Annotated in this window: 16 protein-coding genes; 11 read left to right on the top strand and 5 right to left on the bottom strand. The window is 72.7% G+C overall.

Annotated elements, in window-relative coordinates; all coding sequences use genetic code 11:
• Complete coding sequence (smc, locus tag O7634_RS16355) at window positions 1-3615, top strand: chromosome segregation protein SMC (protein ID WP_278150983.1); 3615 nt, start codon at window positions 1-3, stop codon at window positions 3613-3615.
• The gene (locus O7634_RS16360) at window positions 3615-4235 is read left to right on the top strand and encodes an HAD-IA family hydrolase (RefSeq protein ID WP_278150984.1); all 621 of its coding nucleotides are present in this window, start codon (window positions 3615-3617) and stop codon (window positions 4233-4235) included. The genes smc and O7634_RS16360 overlap by 1 nt, the downstream gene beginning before the upstream one ends.
• Window positions 4236-4240: 5 nt before the next feature.
• On the opposite strand, the gene O7634_RS16365 is transcribed toward O7634_RS16360, so the two are convergent.
• The 5 genes from O7634_RS16365 to O7634_RS16385 all read right to left on the bottom strand — a co-directional run bounded on the left by O7634_RS16365 (window position 4241) and on the right by O7634_RS16385 (window position 9260).
• Entirely contained in the window at window positions 4241-4765 is a 525-nt protein-coding gene (locus O7634_RS16365) for a DinB family protein (protein WP_278150985.1), read from the bottom strand.
• 42 nt (window positions 4766-4807) lie between these two features.
• Window positions 4808-5302 carry a universal stress protein gene (locus O7634_RS16370; protein WP_278150986.1) on the bottom strand — a complete coding sequence of 165 codons (495 nt, stop codon included), beginning with the start codon at window positions 5300-5302 and terminating at the stop codon, window positions 4808-4810.
• 9 nt (window positions 5303-5311) lie between these two features.
• Complete coding sequence (locus tag O7634_RS16375; protein WP_278150987.1) at window positions 5312-6931, bottom strand: MDR family MFS transporter; 1620 nt, start codon at window positions 6929-6931, stop codon at window positions 5312-5314.
• Between the two features lie 150 nt (window positions 6932-7081).
• Window positions 7082-7522 (bottom strand): MarR family transcriptional regulator, encoded by a 441-nt coding sequence (locus O7634_RS16380; protein ID WP_278150988.1) that lies wholly within the window; start codon window positions 7520-7522, stop codon window positions 7082-7084.
• A 10-nt stretch (window positions 7523-7532) separates the two neighbouring features.
• Complete coding sequence (locus O7634_RS16385; RefSeq protein ID WP_278150989.1) at window positions 7533-9260, bottom strand: alkaline phosphatase D family protein; 1728 nt, start codon at window positions 9258-9260, stop codon at window positions 7533-7535.
• Window positions 9261-9441: 181 nt separating this feature from the next.
• Between O7634_RS16385 and ftsY the strand changes: the two genes are divergently transcribed.
• The 9 genes from ftsY to O7634_RS16430 all read left to right on the top strand — a co-directional run bounded on the left by ftsY (window position 9442) and on the right by O7634_RS16430 (window position 20452).
• Window positions 9442-10623, top strand: a complete 1182-nt coding sequence (gene ftsY / locus O7634_RS16390) for a signal recognition particle-docking protein FtsY (RefSeq protein WP_278150990.1) — start codon at window positions 9442-9444, stop codon at window positions 10621-10623.
• Window positions 10624-10629: 6 nt separating this feature from the next.
• Window positions 10630-11493 (top strand): aminoglycoside phosphotransferase family protein, encoded by an 864-nt coding sequence (locus O7634_RS16395; RefSeq protein ID WP_278150991.1) that lies wholly within the window; start codon window positions 10630-10632, stop codon window positions 11491-11493.
• A 275-nt stretch (window positions 11494-11768) separates the two neighbouring features.
• Window positions 11769-13181, top strand: coding sequence for an ammonium transporter (locus O7634_RS16400; RefSeq protein ID WP_278150992.1), 1413 nt, complete (start codon window positions 11769-11771; stop codon window positions 13179-13181).
• A gap of 25 nt (window positions 13182-13206) precedes the next feature.
• On the top strand, window positions 13207-13545 hold the full coding sequence (locus tag O7634_RS16405) for a P-II family nitrogen regulator (protein ID WP_172862163.1): 339 nt from the start codon (window positions 13207-13209) through the stop codon (window positions 13543-13545).
• 17 nt (window positions 13546-13562) lie between these two features.
• Window positions 13563-15839, top strand: a complete 2277-nt coding sequence (locus O7634_RS16410; protein WP_278150993.1) for a [protein-PII] uridylyltransferase — start codon at window positions 13563-13565, stop codon at window positions 15837-15839.
• Between the two features lie 484 nt (window positions 15840-16323).
• Window positions 16324-17484, top strand: a complete 1161-nt coding sequence (locus O7634_RS16415; protein ID WP_278150994.1) for a sensor histidine kinase — start codon at window positions 16324-16326, stop codon at window positions 17482-17484.
• Window positions 17481-18137 carry a response regulator transcription factor gene (locus tag O7634_RS16420; protein ID WP_278150995.1) on the top strand — a complete coding sequence of 219 codons (657 nt, stop codon included), beginning with the start codon at window positions 17481-17483 and terminating at the stop codon, window positions 18135-18137. Before O7634_RS16415 ends, O7634_RS16420 begins: the two co-directional genes overlap by 4 nt.
• Window positions 18138-18251: 114 nt before the next feature.
• Window positions 18252-19805, top strand: a complete 1554-nt coding sequence (gene ffh / locus O7634_RS16425) for a signal recognition particle protein (protein ID WP_278150996.1) — start codon at window positions 18252-18254, stop codon at window positions 19803-19805.
• A gap of 68 nt (window positions 19806-19873) precedes the next feature.
• Window positions 19874-20452, top strand: a complete 579-nt coding sequence (locus O7634_RS16430) for a Uma2 family endonuclease (protein ID WP_278150997.1) — start codon at window positions 19874-19876, stop codon at window positions 20450-20452.
• Window positions 20453-20462: the final 10 nt, after the last annotated feature.

Raw genomic sequence — 20462 nt, forward strand, 5'->3', positions numbered from 1 at the left:
GTGTATCTCAAGAGCCTGACGGTGAAGGGGTTCAAGTCCTTCGCCTCCGCCACGACGTTGAAGCTGGAGCCCGGGATCACCTGCGTGGTGGGCCCGAACGGCTCGGGCAAGTCCAACGTCGTCGACGCCATCGCCTGGGTCCTCGGCGAGCAGGGCGCCAAGGCCCTGCGTGGCGGCAAGATGGAGGACGTCATCTTCGCCGGCACCGCCGGCCGGGCGCCGCTGGGTCGCGCCGAGGTCACCCTCACCATCGACAACACCGACGGCGCGCTGCCGATCGAGTACACCGAGGTCTCCATCACCCGCCGGATGTTCCGCTCCGGCGAGAGCGAGTACGAGATCAACGGAAACTCCTGCCGGTTGCTCGACATCCAGGAGCTGCTCTCCGACTCCGGCATCGGCCGGGAGATGCACATCATCGTCGGGCAGGGCCGCCTCGACGGCATGCTGCACGCCAAGCCGGAGGACCGCCGGGCGTTCATCGAGGAGGCGGCCGGCGTCCTGAAGCACCGCAAGCGCAAGGAAAAGGCGCTGCGCAAGCTCGACGCGATGCAAGTGAATCTCAACCGCTTGGCCGACCTGACCACTGAGCTGCGCCGCCAGCTCAAGCCCCTGGGCCGGCAGGCGGAGGTGGCCCGGCGGGCCGCCGCCATCCAGGCCAACCTGCGCGACGCCCGGCTGCGCCTGCTCGCCGACGACCTGGCCACCCTGCGGACCACCCTGGACCGGGAGATCGCCGACGAGACCGCGCTGCGCGAGCGGCGCGAGCAGATCGAGGGTGAGCATGCCGAGGTGCAGGGCCGGCTCGGCGAGCTGGAGGCCGCGCTCGCCGAGGACGCGCCGCTGCTCGCCGCCGCCCAGGACACCTGGTACAAGCTGTCCGCGCTACAGGAGCGCTTCCGCTCCATCGAGCAGCTGGCCCGGGAACGGTTGCGGCACCTGAGCACCAGCGGCGACGACGAGCGTCCGGGCCGCGACCCGGACCAGCTGGAAGCCGAGGCGGAACGCGTCCGCGAGCAGGAGGAGGAGCTGCGCGCGGCGCTCACCGACGACCAGATCCGGCTGGCCGAGGCCGTCGAGCACCGCCAGGAGCTGGAGCGGCAGCTCGCCGCCGCCGAGCGGGAGTTGGTCGCCGCGGCCAAGGCCATCGCCGACCGGCGGGAGGGGCTGGCCCGCCTCACCGGCCAGGTCAACTCCGCACGGGCGCGGACCACCAGCGCCGGCGAGGAGATCGAACGGCTCGCCGTCGCGCACGCCGACGCGCTGGGCCGGGCCGAGCAGGCACAGGCCGACCTGGACGCGGTCGCCGCCCAGTCCACCGAGGCGGACCGGGACAACGCCGACCTGGACGCCCGGCACGCCGAGGCGGTCGCCGCGCAGGAGCGGGCGCAGGCGACCGTACGCTCGCTGGCCGACGCCGAGCGGGCGGCGGAGAAGGACGCCGCCACCTGGAAGGCCCGGGAGGAGGCGCTGGCTCTGGGTCTGCGCCGCAAGGACGGCGCGGGCGCGCTGCTGGCCCGCGCCGACGACGTACCCGGTCTGCTCGGCAGCCTCGCCGGGCTGCTCACCGTCGCGCCCGGTCACGAGGCCGCGCTGGCCGCGGCGCTCGGCGGCCTCGCCGACGCGGTAGCGGTGAGCGGGGTGGACGAGGCCGTCGAGGCGATGCGGCTGCTGAAGATCTCCGACGCGGGCCGGGCCGGTCTGCTGGTCGGCAGCCCGGCGGGTCCCGGGATGACCGGCTCCAACGACGCGCTGCGCCCGAAGCTCCCGGACGAGGCCCGCTGGGCCCCCGACCTGGTGGAGTGCACCGCCGAGCTGCGCCCGGCGGTGCACCGGGCGCTGCGCGACGTGGCGCTCGTCGACGATCTCGCCGCCGCTGCCGAGCTGGTCGCGGGCAACCCCGAACTGCGGGCTGTCACCCCGGACGGTGACGTGGTCGGGGCGTACGCGGCGGCGGGCGGTTCGGCCAAGGCGCCCAGCTACATCGAGGTGCAGGCGGCCGTCGAGGAGGCCCGTGCCAACCGACTCACCGCCGAACGCGCGGGTGCGGAGCTGCGCGACCAGCTCGTCGAGGCGCGCGCCGAGGTGGCCGCCGCCAAGGAGGCGGTGCAGCACGCCGCGGCCGAGAAGCGCGAGGCGGAGAGTCACCGCAACGCCGCCGCCCGCCGACTCGCCGAGCTGGGCGCCGCCGCCCGGTCCGCGAAGGCGGAGACCGACCGGCTCGGCGAGTCCCGCTCCCGCGCCGAGGCCGCCCGGCAGCGCGACCTGGCGACCCTCGCCGAGCTGGAGGAGCGGCTGCGGCTGGCCGAGGAGACCCCGGTCGACGCCGAGCCCTCCACCGAGGAGCGGGACCAGCTCGCGGCCATGGTGCCGCAGGCCCGGCAGAACGAGATGGAGGTCCGGCTCGCGGTGCGTACCGCCGAGGAGCGGGTCTCCTCGATCGCCGGCCGGGCGGACTCCCTCGCCCGGCAGGCCACCGCGGAGCGCGCCGCCCGGGAGCGCGCGGCGGCCCGGCGGGCCGCCCGTACCCGGGGCGCGGGCATCGCCCGGGCCGTCGCCGGCGGCGCCCAGGCGGCGCTCACCCGGCTGACCGCCTCGATCGCGACGGCCGAGGAGCACCGCGACGCGGTCGCCCGGGAACGCGCCGCGCGCGAGGCGGAGCTTCAGGAGGTACGCGGGGCGGCCAAGCGGCTCGGCGCGGAGCTGGAACGGCTGACCAGCCAGGTGCACCGCGACGAGGTGGCGCGGGCGGAGCAGCGGCTGCGCATCGAGCAGTTGGAGGCGAAGGCCGCCGAGGACTTCGGCCTGGACGTGGAGGCGCTGGTCGCCGAGTACGGTCCCCAGCAGCCCGTCCCGCCGACCCAGGTGGACGTGGCGGCGGCCGAACGCGACGGCCTGCCGGTGCCCGAGCCGGTGCGCTACGAGCGGCCGGTGCAGGAGAAGCGGGCCGCGAAGGCGGAGCGTGAGTTGGCCCTGCTCGGCAAGGTCAACCCGCTCGCGTTGGAGGAGTTCGCCGCGCTGGAGGAGCGCTACAAGTTCCTCTCCGAGCAGCTGGAGGACCTCAAGGCCACCCGGCGGGACCTGCTCACCGTGGTCAAGGACGTGGACGAACGCATCCTGGAGGTCTTCGCCAGCGCGTTCGAGGACACCGCGCGGGAGTTCCAGCAGGTGTTCACGGTGCTCTTCCCCGGTGGCGAGGGTCGGCTGATCCTGACCGAACCGGACGACCTACTCACCACCGGCGTCGAGGTGGAGGCGCGCCCGCCCGGCAAGAAGATCAAGCGGTTGTCGCTGCTCTCCGGTGGCGAGCGGTCGCTGACCGCGGTGGCCATGCTGGTGGCGATCTTCCGCGCCCGACCCAGCCCGTTCTACATCATGGACGAGGTGGAGGCGGCCCTGGACGACGTCAACCTGGGCCGGCTGATCACCCTGCTGGCCCAGCTGCGGGAAAAGAGCCAGTTGATCGTCATCACCCACCAGAAGCGGACGATGGAGATCGCCGACGCGCTCTACGGCGTGACCATGCGCAGCGGGGTCACCCAGGTGATCAGCCAACGGCTCAACCGGGCCGACGAGGACGACCAGCGGCACGGCCGCGGCGAGGAGAACGGGTAGTGGCTCGGGAACGCGCGACGGCGCTCCTGCTGGATCTGGACGGCGTGGTGCGCCGGTTCGACCCGGCGGTGGCCGCCGGGGTGGAGCGGGAGTACGGCCTCGACGAGGGGGTGCTCACCGAGATCGCCATGCAGTGGGGTCGACTCCGGCCGGTGCTCACCGGCCAGGTCACCCACGCCGAGTGGGTGAGCAGTGTGGCCGACGCGCTGGCCGGGCCGGCCGGCGGCCCGGACCGGGCCCGCGCCGCTGTCGAGCAGTGGCAGCGCTACCGGGGCGAGGTGGACACCGCCGTGCTCGACCTCGTCCGCGAGGTGCGCGCCGCGGGGATCACCGTCGGTCTGGGCACCAACGCCACCGACCTGCTCGACGCCGATCTGGCCGCCCTCGATCTGGTCGGCGAGTTCGACGTGGTGGTCAACTCCTCGGCGCTGGGCGTGCACAAGCCCGCCCCGGAATACTTCCGGGCCGCCTGCACGGCGCTGGCCACCCCGCCGGCCCGGGTCCTCTTCGTCGACGACGAGGACTGGGCCGTCCGGGGCGCGCGGGCCGCCGGGCTGTCGGCGCACCGATGGGGCGGCGCCGCCGACCTCCGCTACCTGCGGGCGGCCCTCGACCACTGAGCCTGTCAGTCGCCGGTGACGCCGTCGATGCGTTCCCGGATCAGGTCGGCGTGCCCGTTGTGCCGGGCGTACTCCTCGATCATGTGCACGTACACCCAGCGCAGGTTGAAGGTGCGCTTCTTCGCGCCGACCTCGGTGAACGTCTCGTCGAGCGAGTGGCCGGCGGTGGCGTCGCGGGCCAGCGCCACCTCGCGGTGGAAGGTGGCGAAGTCGGCCTCGGCGTCGGCGTCGCTGACGTCGTGGTCGGCGTCCGGCGTCTCGGGGGTGAAGTACGGGTAGTCGACCGTCTGGCCGGCGAAGTTCTCCCGGAACCACCAGGCCTCCACCTCGGCCATGTGCCGGACCAGGCCGAGCAGGGTCAGCCCGGACGGCTCGACGCTCGGCGTGCGCAGCTGCTCCTCGGTCAGGCCGGCGCACTTGAGCAGCAGGGTGTCGCGGTGGTAGTCGAGCCAGCCCTCCAGCATGGCGCGCTCGCCGGCGACCAGCGGCTCGTGTCTGCGGTCAATCTCGGGTGCTCTCCACGTCGTCATCCGGTCATCCTGCGACCGGGATACGACAGTCGCGAGCGGATTTCAGGGCACCACGACGACCGGCCAGCGGCCGGTGCGAACCAGCCGGGTGGCCACCGAGCCGACCAGCCGGTGGCCGGCCTGCTCGGAGGCGCCCACCACCAGCATGTCGGCCTGGAACTCGTCGGCCGCCGCGCACAGCTCGCCGTACGCGTCACCGCGCCGGACCAGCAGGGTCAGCGGGATGCCCCACTGCTCGGCGCCCCGCCGGCACTCCCGGCGCAGCTCGTCGGCCAGCTCGTCGTTGGCGCGTTGGACCGCGCCGGCGTCCATCCCGGGCACCAGGGCGGTCAGCCCGCTCGCCGAACTGACGTAGACCACCACCAGGGCGGCGCCCTGCCGACGGGCCAGGCCGGCGGCGTAGGAGCCGGCCCGCTCGGAGGTGCGGGTGCCGTCGACGCCCACCATGATCACCCGGGGACCGTCGGTGCCGCGCTCGAACGGCAGCGGTCGGGTCCGGGGGCCGTACTCCTCGCGGTCCGGTGCTCCCACGCTCATCGTCCTACCTCACCTCTGCTCGCCGGTTCGGAGCACCGCCGCGCCAGCGCCGGCGGCGACCGTCGACTCCCGCTCGACCTCGGTGGAGACCGGGTCGCTGTTGTGCTGCCGCAGCGGCACCTCCTTGATGAAGAGCACCGCGATCAGCGCGATCAGCGCGAACGGGGTGGCCGCCAGGAAGATGTCGCCGGCACCGTGGCCGTACGCGCTCTCCACCACCGCGCGCAGCGGGCCCGGCAGGGTGTGCACGTCGGGCAGGGTGCCGCCGCTGCCGGAGTTGGACGCGGGGATGCCGAGCTGGGCCAGCCCGTCGGCGGTGTAGTCCTTGACCTTGTGGGCCAGCACCGCGCCGAGGGCGGAGACGCCGATCGCGCCGCCGAGGCTGCGGAAGAACGCCACCACCGAGCTGGCCGCGCCGAGTTCGTGCGCGCCCACCGTGTTCTGCACGGCGAGGACCAGGTTCTGCATGGTCATGCCCAGGCCGACGCCGATCAGCGCCATGTAGACGCTGAGCAGCATGAAGTTGGTGTCCGCGCGCAGCGTGCCCATCAGGGCGAAGCCGACGGTGAGCAGCACCGAGCCGGTCACCAGGTACCGCTTCCAGCGGCCGGTCTTGGTGATCACCCGCCCGATCACCGTGGAGGCGACCAGCAGGCCGAGGATCATCGGCAGGGTCATCAGGCCGGACATCGTCGGGCTCTGGCCACGGCTGATCTGGAAGTACTGACCGAGGAAGATCGACGCGCCGAACATGCCGACGCCGACCGCGATGCTCGCGACGACGGCGAGGGTGATGGTGCGGTTGCGGAACAGCCGGGGCGGGATCATCGGCTCGGCGGCGCGTGTCTCGACCCGGATCGCCAGCGCGCCGAGGAGCACCGCCCCGATGACCATGGCGGCGGTCTGCCAGGAGACCCAGGCGTACTGGTCGCCGGCGAGCGAGACCCAGATCAGCAGCAACGAGACGGCCGCGGTGATCAGGGTGGCGCCCCACCAGTCGATCTGCGCCTTCCGCTTGACCACCGGCAGGTGCAGGGTCTTCTGCAGCACGATCAGCGCGATGATGGCGAACGGCACGCCGACGTAGAAGCACCAGCGCCAGCCGAGCCAGGAGGTGTCGACGATCACGCCACCGATCAGCGGACCGCCGATGGTGCCGACGGCCATCACCGCGCCGAGGTAGCCGCTGTAGCGGCCCCGCTCGCGCGGCGAGATCATCGTGGCCATGATCACCTGAGCCAGCGCGGTGAGGCCGCCTGCGCCGACGCCCTGGAGCACCCGGCAGGCGATCAGCTCACCGGTGCCCTGGGCGAGACCGGCCAGCACCGAGCCCAGCACGTAGATCCCCAGGGCGAGTTGAACGAGGGTCTTCTTGCTGGTCAGATCGGCTAGTTTGCCCCAGATGGGGGTGGTCGCGGTGGTCGCGAGCAGGGCCGAGGTCACCACCCAGGTGTACGCGGACTGGCCGCCGTGCAGTTCGGTGATGATGCGCGGCAGCGCGTTCGAGATGACCGTGGACGAGAGGATCGCGACGAACAGGCCCAACAACAACCCGGAGAGCGCTTCCAGGATCTGCCGGTGGGTCATGTCGACGGCGGCCGCCCGGGTCGGGACTGTGGCCTGGCTCATCGTGTGTTGCCTCCGAATGGAGTCGATGTGGAACGGCGGCGGGCTGAGCGCGCACGGGCCGCCTGAGAGTTGCCCGGGACAACCGTATGCCTTGGTTGCCTGAAGCAACAACTTGTCGGACGCCAGCGGTATTCCCCGCCCGTGGCCCGGTCAGCCCCAGGAGTCGTTGAGCCGGCCGAGCAGCCGGGCCAGCTCCTCAAGGTCCCGCTCCGGCCACCCGTTGAGGGCGCGGAGGAACTCACCCAACCGGGCCGCGCGGGCGACGTCGAACCGGCGCTGCCCCTCCTCGGTCAGGCTGATCTGCGCGGCCCGACGGTCACTCGGATCGGGGTCGCGGTGCACCAGGCCGAGGACCTCCAGCGCGTTGATCTGCCGGCTCAGCGTCCCCTTGCCCACACCCAGCCGCGCCGCCAACTCGGTCAACCGGATCGACCCGCTGCGCCGCAACCAGAGCAGCAGCCCGTACGTGTTCGGCTCGAGATTCGGGTGGACCTCCCGGGCGATCTCCCAGGAGACCGCCCGGCCACGACGCAGTAGCGCGGTCAACTCGTGCTCGACCGCGCGGATCGGCTCCGGCAGGTGCTCATCCACGGCGTAGAGACTACGGCGCGGACGGCTCGCCGCCACCGGACAGTCGGCGTCGCATCACCGGGCGTAGGTGCCCGTCCTTCGTGGTGCCCTCGATGAGCACATCCGCGCCGCGCCCGCGATGGGTCAGGGTGGCGACCGCGTTGCCGAAATAGGGTCCGGCCAGCTTGCGCCAGCGCACCCCCGGACGGCGTACGCCCGCCGAGCGGGCCAGCGCACGGGTGGCCCCGGCCGGGCCCGCCGACCAGCCCAACCGCATCAACGGACGGATGCCGGCCGGCACCTGGTTGTGGATCGGCGAACAGGTGAGCTGGTGTACGGGTGTGACCACCGCCGGATCGGCGAACCGGGCCCGCGCCACGTACGAGTGGTGCACGTCCCCGGAGAGCACACTGATCGACGCGGGCGGGGCGTACGCCGGGCCCGCGCCGACGCGCGCGCCCGACTCCCGGGGGGTGCCGGTCCCGATCCGGGCGAACGTCTCCGCGAGCGCCTCGAAGGAGCGCCGGAACGCCGCCCAGTGCTCCAGGTCCAGGGCGCGGCGCAGCTTCTCCGCCCCGCGTGCCACCCACGGCCGGCGGGAGTCCGCCAGCTTCTCGTTCCACGCCTCGATGTGGTGGATGCCCTGCGGCAGCAGCCACGGCAGCGAGGCGCCCACCACCAGGTGGTCGTAGACGCCGTGCGCCTGGTCGAGGAACCACGACCACTCGCCGGGCGGCAGCATCGCCCGGTTGCCCGACTCCAGCACCCGGCTGCACCTGTTGTCCAGCATGACCAGCCGGGTCCGGCCCAGGTCGAGCGCGTAGCTCCACTGATATTGCACGGCGCGCCAGCGCTCGGTGTCGTGCGCCAGGTCGGACTCCTGGTCGACCCGGTGCCCGAACTCGCGCAGCACCCCGGTCGCGTCCTCGGCGGCGACGACCTTCGCGTAGACCGGGTCGGCGGCGATCTCGTCCGGGGAGAGGTTGCCCAGGTGCTGGTAGACCCAGTAGGAGGCGAGCCCGCTGCCGATCCGCTCCGCCCACCAGGGCTGCTCGCGCATCTCGGCGCGCCACGTCGCCGAGGTGTTCCAGTCGTCGATGATCTCGTGGTCGTCGAAGATCATTACGCTCGGCACCGTGGAGAGCAGCCAGCGGATCTCCGGGTCCCGCCAGGACTCCAGGTAGAGCTTGGTGTACTCGTCGAAGCTCACCACCTGGTCCGCCGGAGCGCCCTTCGGCCGCCTGCGCCGTCGGCGCAGCAGCCGGCGCACTGTGGGCGAGGTCTCGTCGGCGTAGACCTGGTCGCCGAGCAGCACGAGCAGGTCCGGCAGCGGGTTCGCCTCCGGGTCGGCCATCAACCGGCGGGCGTACGCGTCGAGCGCGTCCGGCGGAAGCTTGCGGGTGGTCGCGTGCTGGGTGGTCTCCCGGCACGAGCCGAAGATCAGGCTGACCGGGCGGTCCCGGTCGTCGACGGGCCGGGTGCGGATCACGCTCGGTGGGAAGCCGCTGCTCGGCACCGGCCAGACCAGCTCGTCGTCGACGAGCACCTGATAGGTCGTCTCGCTGTCCGGGGTGAGTCCTTCCACCACGACGAGGGCGTAGTGGTGGTCGTACGCCGAGAAGGTGGACGCGGTGCCGGTGGCGCCGCCGGCCGTGCGGACGGTGACCACGGCGGGCCGGGCGGTCTCCACCCAGATGGTGGCCCGGGTGTCCACGACGCGCCGCAGGAGTGGGCCGATGAGGAGGTGGGCGGCGGACATGGCGCGAGCCTACCGCCGGTTTCCGGGCATCCGCCGGGTGCGGTGCTGAGACGCCGGGCACGGCATCGGGGGCCGTGGCGGGGACGCCGGGCACGGCATCGGGGGCCGTGGCGGGGACGCCGGGCACGGCATCGGGGGCCGTGGCGGGGACGCCGTCGCCCGCATCTGACAGGATTCCGGCATGGCCGAATACCTCGTCCTCGTTCTGGTGCTGCTCGGTGTGCTGATCGTCGGCACGGTGGGGCTTGTCGTGCCGCGGCTGCGGCGGCGACCCGAGCCCCCGTTGCCGCGCACCGAGGTCGACACCAGAGCCGAGGAGGATCTCGCCGGCCCGCCGGTCGAGGCGCCGGAGTCTGATCTGTCCACCGGTGTCCTGGTCGAGCCGCCACCGGTGATCGAGGCACCGGTGGAGGTGCCCGAGCCCACCGCCGGGCGACTGGTCCGCCTCCGGTCGCGGCTGTCCCGTTCGCAGAACGTCTTCGGCAAGGGCCTGCTCGGCCTGCTCGCCCGCGACCACCTCGACGAGGACGTCTGGGAGGAGATCGAGGACAGCCTGATCACCGCCGACGTCGGTGTCGACGCCACCCGCGACATCGTCGACCGGCTCCGCGAGCGCACCCGGGTGCTGGGCACCCGCTCGGCCTCCGAGCTGCGGGCGCTGCTCGCCGCCGAGTTGGTCAACGCGCTCGACCCGAACCTGGACCGCTCGCTGCGGACCGCCCCGAAGGACGGCGTGCCCGCCGTGGTCCTCGTCGTCGGTGTCAACGGCGCCGGCAAGACCACCACCTGCGGCAAGATCGCCCGCGTGCTGGTGGCCGACGGTCGCAGCGTGCTGCTCGGCGCCGCGGACACCTTCCGGGCCGCCGCCGCCGACCAGCTCGAGACCTGGGGCTCGCGGGTGGGCGCGGAGACCGTCCGGGGTCCCGAGGCCGCCGACCCGGCGAGCGTCGCCTTCGACGCGGTGAAGCGGGGCATCGACACCGGCGTGGACACCGTGCTCATCGACACCGCCGGCCGCCTACAGAACAAGGTCGGCCTGATGGACGAGCTGGGCAAGGTCAAGAGGGTGGTGGAGAAGCAGGGCCCGATCGACGAGACGCTGCTCATCCTGGACGCCACGACCGGGCAGAACGGTCTGGAGCAGGCCCGCGTCTTCACCGAGGTGGTGAACGTGACGGGCGTGGCGCTGACCAAGCTCGACGGCACCGCCAAGGGCGGCATCGTGATCGCCGTGCAGCGCAAGCTCGGCATCCCCGTGAAGCTGGTCGGCCTCGGTGAAGGCAAGGACGACCTGGCCCCGTTCGACCCGGCGCAGTTCGTCGACGCGCTGCTGGGGACCGAGGCCACCGGACGGGACGCGTAGTCTCGGGTGACCACCGACGATCGCGCGTACGCGGGTTGGCGCGACCCCGGCAACTCCTCACAGCGCCTCGGGAGACCGTACGTGACTTCGCAGGAGATCCCGCTGCACGGCGGCAACGTGAGCACAGTTGTCCGCGTGGGTGACACAGTGCGCCGCAACGCAGGACCGTGGACACCGTCCGTGCACGCCCTGCTGCGCCACCTGGAGTACGTCGGCTTCACCGGCGCCCCCCGCGCCCTCGGGATGGACGAGCGCAACCGCGAGGTGCTGTCGTACCTGGAGGGGGAGTGCGGGGAGTACCCGCTCGCCCCGCACTGGGTCACCGACGAGGCCCTGGTCACCGTCGCCACCATGCTCCGGATGTTCCACGACGCGCAGTACGGCTTCACCCCGCCGCCGGGAGCGGTCTGGCGTTCGTTCGGGCCCCCACCGCCGGACACCGAGGTGATCTGCCACCACGACGCCGCCCCGCACAACGTGATCTGGCGTCCGGACGGCACCCTCGGCCTGATCGACTTCGACCTCGCCTCACCCGGCGCCCGGATCTACGACGTGGCGTACGCGGCCTGGACCTGGGTGCCGATCTTCGCGGACCGGGACTCGATCACGCTCGGCTGGAAGCACCCGGACCGGCCCCGCCGGCTCCGGCTCTTCGCCGACGCGTACGGGCTGATCCCACGGGACCGGCACCGGCTGATCCGGACCATCCGCAAACGGATCGTGGACCACGTCGAGGGGATCCGCCGGATGGCGGCCGCCGGCGAGCCGGCGTTCGTCCGGATCGTGCACAAGGGCCACCTGCGCCGACCGATGCGCGATCTGCGGCTGCTCGACTACGAGCGGCACGCCCTGGAGAACGCCCTCCGCTGAGCGCGTCCCGGCCGATGTCCGGCCGGTCCGTCGAGCGGACCGGTCAGTGGGTTCCACCGGTCAGCCATCGACGCCCGCCACCCGGTTGATCCACCACCGTCCATGTCGACGAGTGTGCGGACTTCGTGACACGTACGAAACAACCTGTCACGAACCGGAAACCCGCGCGGGACCCTTGGTGAAACAGCCGGCCGCGAAGCTTCCGCGCAACCGGCCTACGGGCGACGCTGCCCCGGAAAGCCGCGAAGGAGGACTTCACCCTTTAGGAGGCCAGCGTGCCTGAAGCACCGACGATCGACGGCGCCAATACCACGTGGCTGCTGGTTTCGACCGCGCTCGTGCTGCTCATGACTCCCGGACTGGCGCTGTTCTACGGCGGCCTCAACCGGGCCAAGGGCGTACTCAACATGATGATGATGAGCTTCTCCGCCATCGGGCTCATCTCTGTTCTGTGGTGGTTCTACGGTTTCAGCGTCGCCTTCGGGACCGACGTGAACGGCTTCTGGGGTGACCCGGGCGCGTACCTCGGCACCAAGACGTTCCTCGCCGAGACCGACCTGTGGGGCGCCACGGCGGAGAACCCCAGCGGCATCGGGGTCCCGCTCTACGTGTTCATGGCCTTCCAGATGGTCTTCGCGGTCATCACCGTGGCGCTGATCAGCGGTGCGATCGCCGACCGGGCGAAGTTCGCCGGCTGGCTGCTGTTCGCCTTCGGCTGGGCCACCCTGGTCTACTTCCCGGTCGCCCACTGGGTGTGGGGCGGCGGCATCATCGGCGCCGACATCCACGCGCTGGACTTCGCCGGTGGCACCGCCGTGCACATCAACGCCGGTGCGGCTGCCCTGGCCGTGGCCCTGGTCCTCGGCAAGCGGCTCGGCTGGCCGCGCGAGGGCATGAAGCCGCACAACATCCCGCTGGTCGCGCTCGGCGCCGGTCTGCTGTGGTTCGGCTGGTTCGGCTTCAACGCCGGCTCGGAGCTGACCGTCGACTCGGTCGCCGGTCTCGCCTTCATCAACACCCAGCTCGCCACCGCGGCGGCCGTGCTCGGTTGGATCGCCGTCGAGTGGGTCAAGGACCGTAAGCCGACGATGGTCGGCGCCTCGTCCGGTGCCGTCGCCGGCCTGGTCGCCATCACGCCCGCCTGTGGCTTCATCGCCCCGTGGGCGTCCGTTCTGCTCGGCGTCGTCGCCGGCGCCGTGTGCGCGCTCGCGATCAGCCTGAAGTACAAGCTCGGCTACGACGACTCGCTCGACGTCGTCGGCGTGCACTTCGTCGGTGGCTGGATCGGGTCGCTCTGGCTCGGTCTGTTCGCCACCAACTCGGTCAACGGCGCGATCACCGATGTGGTGGGCGCCTCCGACGGCCTCTTCTACGGCGGTGGGGCAACCCAGCTCGGGCGGCAGGCGCTCGCCGGTCTGATCGTCACCGTGTGGTCGTTCGGCATCGCCTGGGTGCTCGCCTTCGTCATCGAGAAGACGATCGGCTTCCGGGTCCAGGCCGAGGCGGAGGTCGAGGGCATCGACATCGGCGAGCACGCCGAGAGCGGCTACGACCTGTCCCCGGCCGGTGGCGGCACAGGCGGAGCGTTCGCGATGGCCGGCATCGGTACCCCCGGTGGCGGCGCGACGAGTGGTGCCAAGTCGGAGGCGGAGCCCGCCGAGCCGGTCAGCGAAAAGGTCGCCGGTTAACGTTCCAGGGATGGAGGGGTTGGACATGAAGCTGGTGACCGCGGTCATCAAGCCGTACCAACTGGACGCGGTGAAGGAGGCCCTGCACGCCCTCGGCGTGGCCGGGCTGACCGTCAGCGAGGTGCAGGGGTACGGACGGCAGAAGGGGCACACCGAGGTCTACCGGGGTGCCGAGTACACGGTCGAGTTCCTGCCCAAGATCCGGGTCGAGGTGCTCACCGACGAGATCGACGTGGACAAGGTCGTGGACGCCATCGTCGGGGCGGCCCGCACGGGCAAGATCGGGGACGGCAAGGTCTGGGTCACCGGTGTCGAAGAGGTCGTCCGGGTGCGTACCGGCGAACGCGGCCTCGACGCCCTCTGACCCCGGTCGCGACCGACATGACCTCGTTGATCAAGAAGAATGCGTCAGGACAGGCCGATGACGGCGACGCGAACCTCTTGATCAACGAGGTCGTCGGCGTACACGGGGGGATCGGGGACGCGGCACGGCTCGGGCGGGCGGCGGCGTACGACACCTTCCTGCGCGGGTTGCTGCCGGCCCGGGAGGGGGTGGCGCTGCTGGCGGTCGGGGGGTTGGGCCGCCGGCAGTGCGCCCCGTACAGCGACCTCGACCTGGTGTTGGTGCACGCCGGCGTGCCCGGCACGGACGAGTTGGCCGCCTCGGTCTGGTACCCGATCTGGGACGCGGGCCTGCGCCTCGACCACTCGGTGCGCACCGTCGCCGAGGCGCTCTCGGTGGCCCAGGACGACGTCAAGGTCGCCCTCGGCCTGCTCGACGCCCGGCTGGTGGTGGGCGACCAGGCCCTGGCCGACGCGTTGATCCGCACCGCCGCCGACCACTGGCGGCGCACCGCCGTCCGCCACCTGCCCGCCCTGCGCGAGATCACCGCCCGTCGCTGGGAGGCCCACGGCGAGCTGGCGTTCCTGCTGGAGGGCGACCTCAAGGAGGCCGCCGGCGGCCTGCGGGACGTGGGGTTGCTGCGGGCGATCTCCACCGCCGGCATCACCGACGCGTTGCGCCCGGCCGTGTACGCCGCCCACCTGCGCCTGCTGGACACCCGTGACGCCCTGCACCAACAGGTCGGCCGCCGGGTCGACCGGCTGGTCGCCCAGGAACGCGACGGCGTGGGGCGGCTGCTCGGCCTCGACGACGGCGACGCCCTGCTGCGCCGGGTCGCCGGTGACGCCCGTACCGTCTCGCACGCCCTGGACGACGCGTTCCGCGCCGCCGACCGGCTGCGCTCCGGCCGGGCGCGCGGCGGCGGCGGCCGCCCGGTACGCCGTCCCGTGGCGCGGGACGTGGTGGAGCACGACGGTGAGCTGGTGCTGGCCCGCACCGCGATCGGGGCGCGTCCCGACCCGAGTCTCTCGCTGCGGGTCGCCGCCGCGGCGGCCACCACCCGGCTGCCCATCGCGCGGGCCACCTGCGAGTGGCTGGCGGCCTACTGCCCCCCGCTGCCCGCACCCTGGTCGGCCGAGGCCCGGGCCGCGCTCACCACCCTGCTCGGCGCCGGCGCCGGGCTGGTGCCGGCCTGGGAGACCTGCGATCGGTACGGGCTGGTCGACGACTGGCTGCCCGAGTGGACCCGGCTGCGCAGCCTGCCCCAGCACAACCCTGTGCACCGCTTCACCCTGGACCGGCACCTGGTGCAGACCGCGTACGAGGCGAGCCGGCACACCCGTGACGTGGAGCGCCCCGACCTGCTGCTGCTCGGGGCCCTGCTGCACGACATCGGCAAGGGCCTGCCCGGCGACCACAGCACGGTGGGTGTGCCGGTCGCCAAGGCGGTGGCGACCCGGATCGGGCTGTCCGCCGCCGAGACCGAGCTGATCGGCACGATGGTGCGACTGCACCTGCTGCTGCCCGACGTGGCCACCCGACGGGACCTCACCGACCCGGTCACCATCTCCTCGGTGGCGACGGCGGTCGCGGACACCCGCACCCTCGACCTGCTGCACGCGTTGGTACGCGCCGACGCGGCGGCGACCGGACCGGCGGCCTGGTCGGACTGGAAGGGCCGGCTCGTCGCCGAACTGGTCGCCCGGGTCCGTACCGCGCTCGACACCGGCGTGCTGCCCGAACCGCCGGCCCCCGACCCGGCGCTGCTGGCCGGCCCGCTGCCGGTCGTACACCTGACCGGCGACCGGGTGTCGGTGGCCGCGGCGGACCGGCGGGGCCTGCTCGCCACGGTGGCCGGCTGCCTGGCCCTGCACCGGCTGGAGGTGATCTCCGCGGACGCCTCGGTGGTCGACGGCCGGGCCCTTGTCGAGTGTCGGGTGCAGCCCCGCTACGGCCTCCCGCCGGACCCGGTCCCGCTCCGCGCCGACCTGCGTCGCGCGGTCGGCGGCGACGTGTCGGTCACCCAGCGGCTGCGCGGCCGTGCGCTCGCCGCCCGGGGCGCCGGTGCCGCGCCCCGGGTCGTCTGGCACCGCGAGGCGGCCACCGACGCCGTCCTGCTGGAACTGCGGGCGGCTGACGCCGCCGGGCTGCTCTACCGGGTCACCTGCGCGCTCGACGAGGCCGGTGCGTTGGTCCGCGCGGCCCGCATCTCCACCCTCGGCGGCGACGTGGTCGACGCCTTCTACCTGGTCGGCGGCTGGCCGGACGACGACACCCGCGCCCACCTGGAAGCAGCCGTCCTCGCCGCCGTCTAACCCCACCCCACCCCCACCCCCACTTCCACCCCGTCCTCCCTCCCACTCCCTCTGCCCCCGCCCCCTTCCGCGCCCCCTTCCCGCGCTCCCGCGCCCTCCGCGCCTCCCTTCCCGCGCTCCCGCGCCCCCTTTCCGCGCCCTCCGCGCCTCCCTTCCGCGTCGATCTTGCACTTTCTGTCTTCGCAAAACCCCGTAAAAAGGTGCTTATCGGCAACATAAAGTGCAAGATCGCCGCGGCCTGCGCCCCGCGCCCCGCGCCCCGCGGCCTGCGCCCCGCGCCCCGCGGCCTGCGCCCCGCGCCCCGCGCCCCGCGCCCCGCGGCCCCGCGCCCCGCGCCCCGCGGCCCGCGCCCCGCGCCCCGCGGCCCGCGCCCCGCGCCCCGCGGCCCGGGCTGCGGGCGTGGGGTGGGTACGTCTGGGGGCGTAGGGGCGGTGTCGCTTGCGGGCGCACGTCGGGGGGCTTCGGCGCGGGCAGAATGACGGCCATGCGACGAGACGGGCAGGGGCGGTGGCCGGGGCTGGCGGCAGATGCCGTGCTCGCGCTGGTGCTGCTCGGGTTCGGGCTGCTCGCCACCGGTCTGGCGGGGGAGAACCAGCCAGGGTCGAGGCCGGTGGACGCCGCCTGCCGGGCGCTGATCGTCGTCGCCGCGCTGGCCCTGCTGGCTCGGCGGCGCGCCCCGGTCGTCACGCTCGGCGTGGTCGGCGTGGCGGTGTCGACGTACCTGGTGCTCGCTTACCCGTACGGACCGATCCTGCTCACGTTCCTGGTCGCGGTGTACACCGTGGCGGTGCTCCTGCCGCTGCGCACGGCGGCGGTGGCCACCGGCGGCGCGTTCGTGCTGCTGTTGATCCACGTCCTCTGGTCCCGTGGTTCGGCGCCCGGCTGGGCGGGAGTACTGCCGGCGTCGGCCTGGGTGGTCGTACCGTTCGCTGTGGGTGTGGTGGTGCGGGTCAACCGGGAGGCGGCCGCGCGTGCCCGTGCGGAGCAGGCGCGGGACCGCGCCGCGCAGGCCCGCCGGCAGGCCGACGAGGAGCGGCTGCGCATCGCGCAGGAGGTGCACGACGTGGTGGGGCACGGGCTGGCTGCGATCAGCATGCAGGCGGACATCGCCCTGCACCTGCTGCCGAAGCGGCCCGAGCAGGCGGAGGTCGCGCTGACCGCGATCAGCCGGACCAGCCGGGAGGCGCTCGACGAGCTGCGGGTCACGTTGGGCGCGGTGCGGCGGGGCGCCGAGCGGGAGCCGGTGCCCGGTCTGGCCCGGCTCCCGGCGCTGCGTGACCGGCTCGCCGGAGCGGGACTGACCGTCGAGTTGCGCGTGACGGGCACACCGCGGGACCTGCCGGCCGGCGTGGACCTGGCCGCGTACCGGGTGGCGCAGGAGGCGTTGACGAACGTGCTGCGCCACGCCGGGGTGGCGCGCGCGGAGGTGACTGTGGGCTACCGGGCCGACGGGATCAGCATCGAGGTCACCGACCGGGGTGCGGCTGACCAGCGCGCCGGCGCGACGCCGGCCGGAGCGCCGGGTCACGGCCTGGCCGGGATGCGCGAGCGGGTCGCGGCGCTGGGTGGGCGGTTGGCGACCGGGCCGCGCGTCGACGGCGGGTTCCGGGTGTACGCCGAACTGCCCACGGAGCCGACCACGTGATCCGGGTGCAGATCGCCGACGACCAGGACCTGGTCCGGCTCGGCCTGCGCGCGTTGGTGCAGAGCGAGGACGACCTGGCGCTGGTCGGCGAGGCGGCCGACGGGCTGCGAGCGGTCGAGCTGGCCCGTCGGGAGCGACCCGACGTGGTGCTGATGGACATCCGGATGCCCGGCATCGACGGGATCGAGGCGACCCGCCGGATCGTCGCGGACCCGGACCTGGCCGGTACGCGGGTGGTGGTGCTGACCACCTTCGAGCTGGACGAGTACGTCTTCGACGCGCTGCGGCACGGCGCGAGCGGGTTCCTCACCAAGGACACCAGGCCGGCCGAGCTGCTGCGCGCGATCCGTCTGGTCGCCGAGGGGGAGGCGCTGCTGTCACCGTCGGTGACCCGGCGGGTGGTGCGGGAGTTCGCCACCCGGCCGTCCCGGGCGCTGCGTCCGCACCCGCTACTGGACACGCTCACCGACCGGGAGCGTCAGGTCGTCGGTCTGGTCGGCGAGGGGCTGAACAACGAGGAGATCGCGGAACGGCTGGTGGTCAGCCCGGCGACCGCCCGTACCCACGTCAGTCGGGCGATGGGGAAACTCGGCGCCCGGGATCGGGCCCAGCTCGTCGTCTTCGCGTACCAGTCGGGGTTGGTCTCGGGGTGAGGCCGGGGCCGCGCGACAGCGGGCCCGCGCGGGGACGGCTACCCTAGCGGTGGTCGGACTCCGCAGTGCCGGCCGCGTTGTGCCCGCCGGAACACTGACAAACGGGATGTTCGCGTGTTTGACACCTTGAGTGACCGCCTGTCCGGGATCTTCACCAAGCTCCGCGGCAAGGGACGGCTCACCGACGCCGACATCGACGCCACCGCGCGCGAGATCCGCCTCGCGCTGCTGGAGGCGGACGTCGCGCTGCCGGTGGTCAAGGGCTTCATCGCGGCCGTCAAGGAGCGCGCCCGCGGCGCCGAGGTCTCCCAGGCGCTGAACCCGGCCCAGCAGATCATCAAGATCGTCAACGAAGAGCTGATCAAGGTGCTCGGCGGCGAGGGGCGACGGCTCCAGTTCGCCAAGCAGCCGCCGACCGTGATCATGCTGGCCGGTCTCCAGGGTTCCGGTAAGACCACCCTCGCCGGCAAGCTGGCCCGCTGGCTCAAGGGCCAGGGGCACCAGCCGTTGCTGGTCGCCGCCGACCTCCAGCGTCCCAACGCCGTCGGGCAGCTCCAGGTGCTCGGTGGTCGGGCCGGGGTCGAGGTGTACGCACCGGAGCCCGGCAACGGCACCGGTGACCCGGTGCAGGTGGCCCGCGCGTCGATCGAGCACGCGAAGCGGGCGGCCCGTGACATCGTCATCGTGGACACCGCCGGCCGGCTCGGCATCGACGCCGAGATGATGCGGCAGGCCGCCGACATCCGCGACGCCGTCTCGCCGGACGAGGTCATCTTCGTCATCGACGCGATGGTCGGTCAGGACGCCGTCCGCACCGCCGAGGCGTTCCGCGACGGCGTCGGCATCACCGGCGTGGTGCTCTCCAAGCTCGACGGCGACGCCCGTGGTGGCGCCGCGCTGTCGGTGCGCGAGGTCACCGGGCAGCCGATCCTGTTCGCCTCCACCGGTGAGAAGTTGGAGGACTTCGACGTCTTCCACCCGGACCGGATGGCCAGCCGGATCCTCGGCATGGGCGACGTCCTCACTCTGATCGAGCAGGCCGAGCAGGCCTTCGACTCCGATCAGAAGGAGAAGATGACCGCCAAGCTGATGGGCGGCGAGCAGTTCACCCTGGACGACTTCCTCGACCAGCTCATCGCGGTGCGGCGGATGGGTCCGATCGCCAACGTGTTGGCCATGATGCCGGGCATGGGGCAGATGAAGGACCAGCTCGCCGAGCTGGACGACAGCCACTTCGACCGGGTCACCGCGATCATCAGGTCGATGACCCCGGGCGAGCGGACCAACCCGAAGATCATCAACGGCTCCCGCCGGGCGCGCATCGCCAACGGCTCCGGGGTCACCGTGATGGACGTCAACCAGCTGCTCAACCGCTTCGCCGACGCGCAGAAGATGATGAAGCAGATGGGCGGCATGATGGGCCTGCCCGGTGGTGGCCGGCGCAAGGCGACCAAGAGCCCGAAGAACAAGCGCAAGGGCACCAAGGGCGGCGGTCGGCCGCGTACCGGCGCCGGGATGCCGGGCGGCTTCCCGGGCGGCATGCCGCAGCTCCCGCCGGGAATGGACCCGAACGACCTCACGGGTGCGCAGGGCCTGCCGCCCGGCTTCAAGCTTCCGAAGATCGACTTCAACAAGCTCGGCAAGGGTGGTGACAAGGGCCCGCGCTGACGCGTGTCGGTGACGGCGGGCGACTGATCCGGTGCTTAGGGTGATGTCGCCCCCTGGAAGGAGATGTCATGACCGCGGCCCCGATCCTGCCCGAACGGCACGAGTGGACGGTCGACGACCTCGGTGATCTGCCGAAGGACCTTCCGTACGAACTGATCAACGGAAGGTTGATCGTGCCGTCCCCCACTGCCGTGCACCAAGATCTCTGCGTCCGACTACTGCTGGCTGTCGAAGTAAACTGCCCACCGGAATACCTGGTCAGCATCGACCTGTCGATGCGGGTCGACCGGCGCAACGAGCCACGCCCGGACGTGGTGGTCATCCGCCGCAAGCATGCCGGCCGGTCGCCCGTCCCGGTTGAGGACGCCCTGCTCGCGCTGGAGGTCGTCTCGCCGACCTCCAGCTTCCGCGACATGTACGACAAGGCGAAGGTCTACGCGCACGCTGGTGTCCAGTCCTACTGGGTGGTGGACCCGCTCCAGGAGCGCGTCACGCTGACCGAGTACGCGCTCGGCGCCAACCGGGAGTACGAGCAGGTCGCGCACACCGAGGATCTGTTCGTCACCGAGCGGCCGTGGAAGGTCTCCGTGGACCTGCCGGCCCTCACCGTACGGAAGAACAGCCTGCTCGCCCCCGACGAGGAGTGATCGGGTAGGA

The organism is Micromonospora sp. WMMD1120, assembly GCF_029626235.1.
Classification (GTDB): Bacteria; Actinomycetota; Actinomycetes; order Mycobacteriales; family Micromonosporaceae; genus Micromonospora.

What these genes read in the sequence shown, in the direction of transcription:
- O7634_RS16370 (WP_278150986.1), bottom strand. Translation starts at nt 5,302, where the DNA reads ATGAGCGTGGGAGCACCGGACCGCGAGGAGTACGGCCCCCGGACCCGA.
- O7634_RS16405 (WP_172862163.1), top strand. Translation starts at nt 13,207, where the DNA reads ATGAAGCTGGTGACCGCGGTCATCAAGCCGTACCAACTGGACGCGGTG.
- O7634_RS16375 (WP_278150987.1), bottom strand. Translation starts at nt 6,931, where the DNA reads ATGAGCCAGGCCACAGTCCCGACCCGGGCGGCCGCCGTCGACATGACC.
- O7634_RS16410 (WP_278150993.1), top strand. Translation starts at nt 13,563, where the DNA reads ATGACCTCGTTGATCAAGAAGAATGCGTCAGGACAGGCCGATGACGGC.
- ftsY (WP_278150990.1), top strand. Translation starts at nt 9,442, where the DNA reads ATGGCCGAATACCTCGTCCTCGTTCTGGTGCTGCTCGGTGTGCTGATC.
- O7634_RS16415 (WP_278150994.1), top strand. Translation starts at nt 16,324, where the DNA reads ATGCGACGAGACGGGCAGGGGCGGTGGCCGGGGCTGGCGGCAGATGCC.
- O7634_RS16385 (WP_278150989.1), bottom strand. Translation starts at nt 9,260, where the DNA reads ATGTCCGCCGCCCACCTCCTCATCGGCCCACTCCTGCGGCGCGTCGTG.
- O7634_RS16365 (WP_278150985.1), bottom strand. Translation starts at nt 4,765, where the DNA reads ATGACGACGTGGAGAGCACCCGAGATTGACCGCAGACACGAGCCGCTG.
- O7634_RS16430 (WP_278150997.1), top strand. Translation starts at nt 19,874, where the DNA reads ATGACCGCGGCCCCGATCCTGCCCGAACGGCACGAGTGGACGGTCGAC.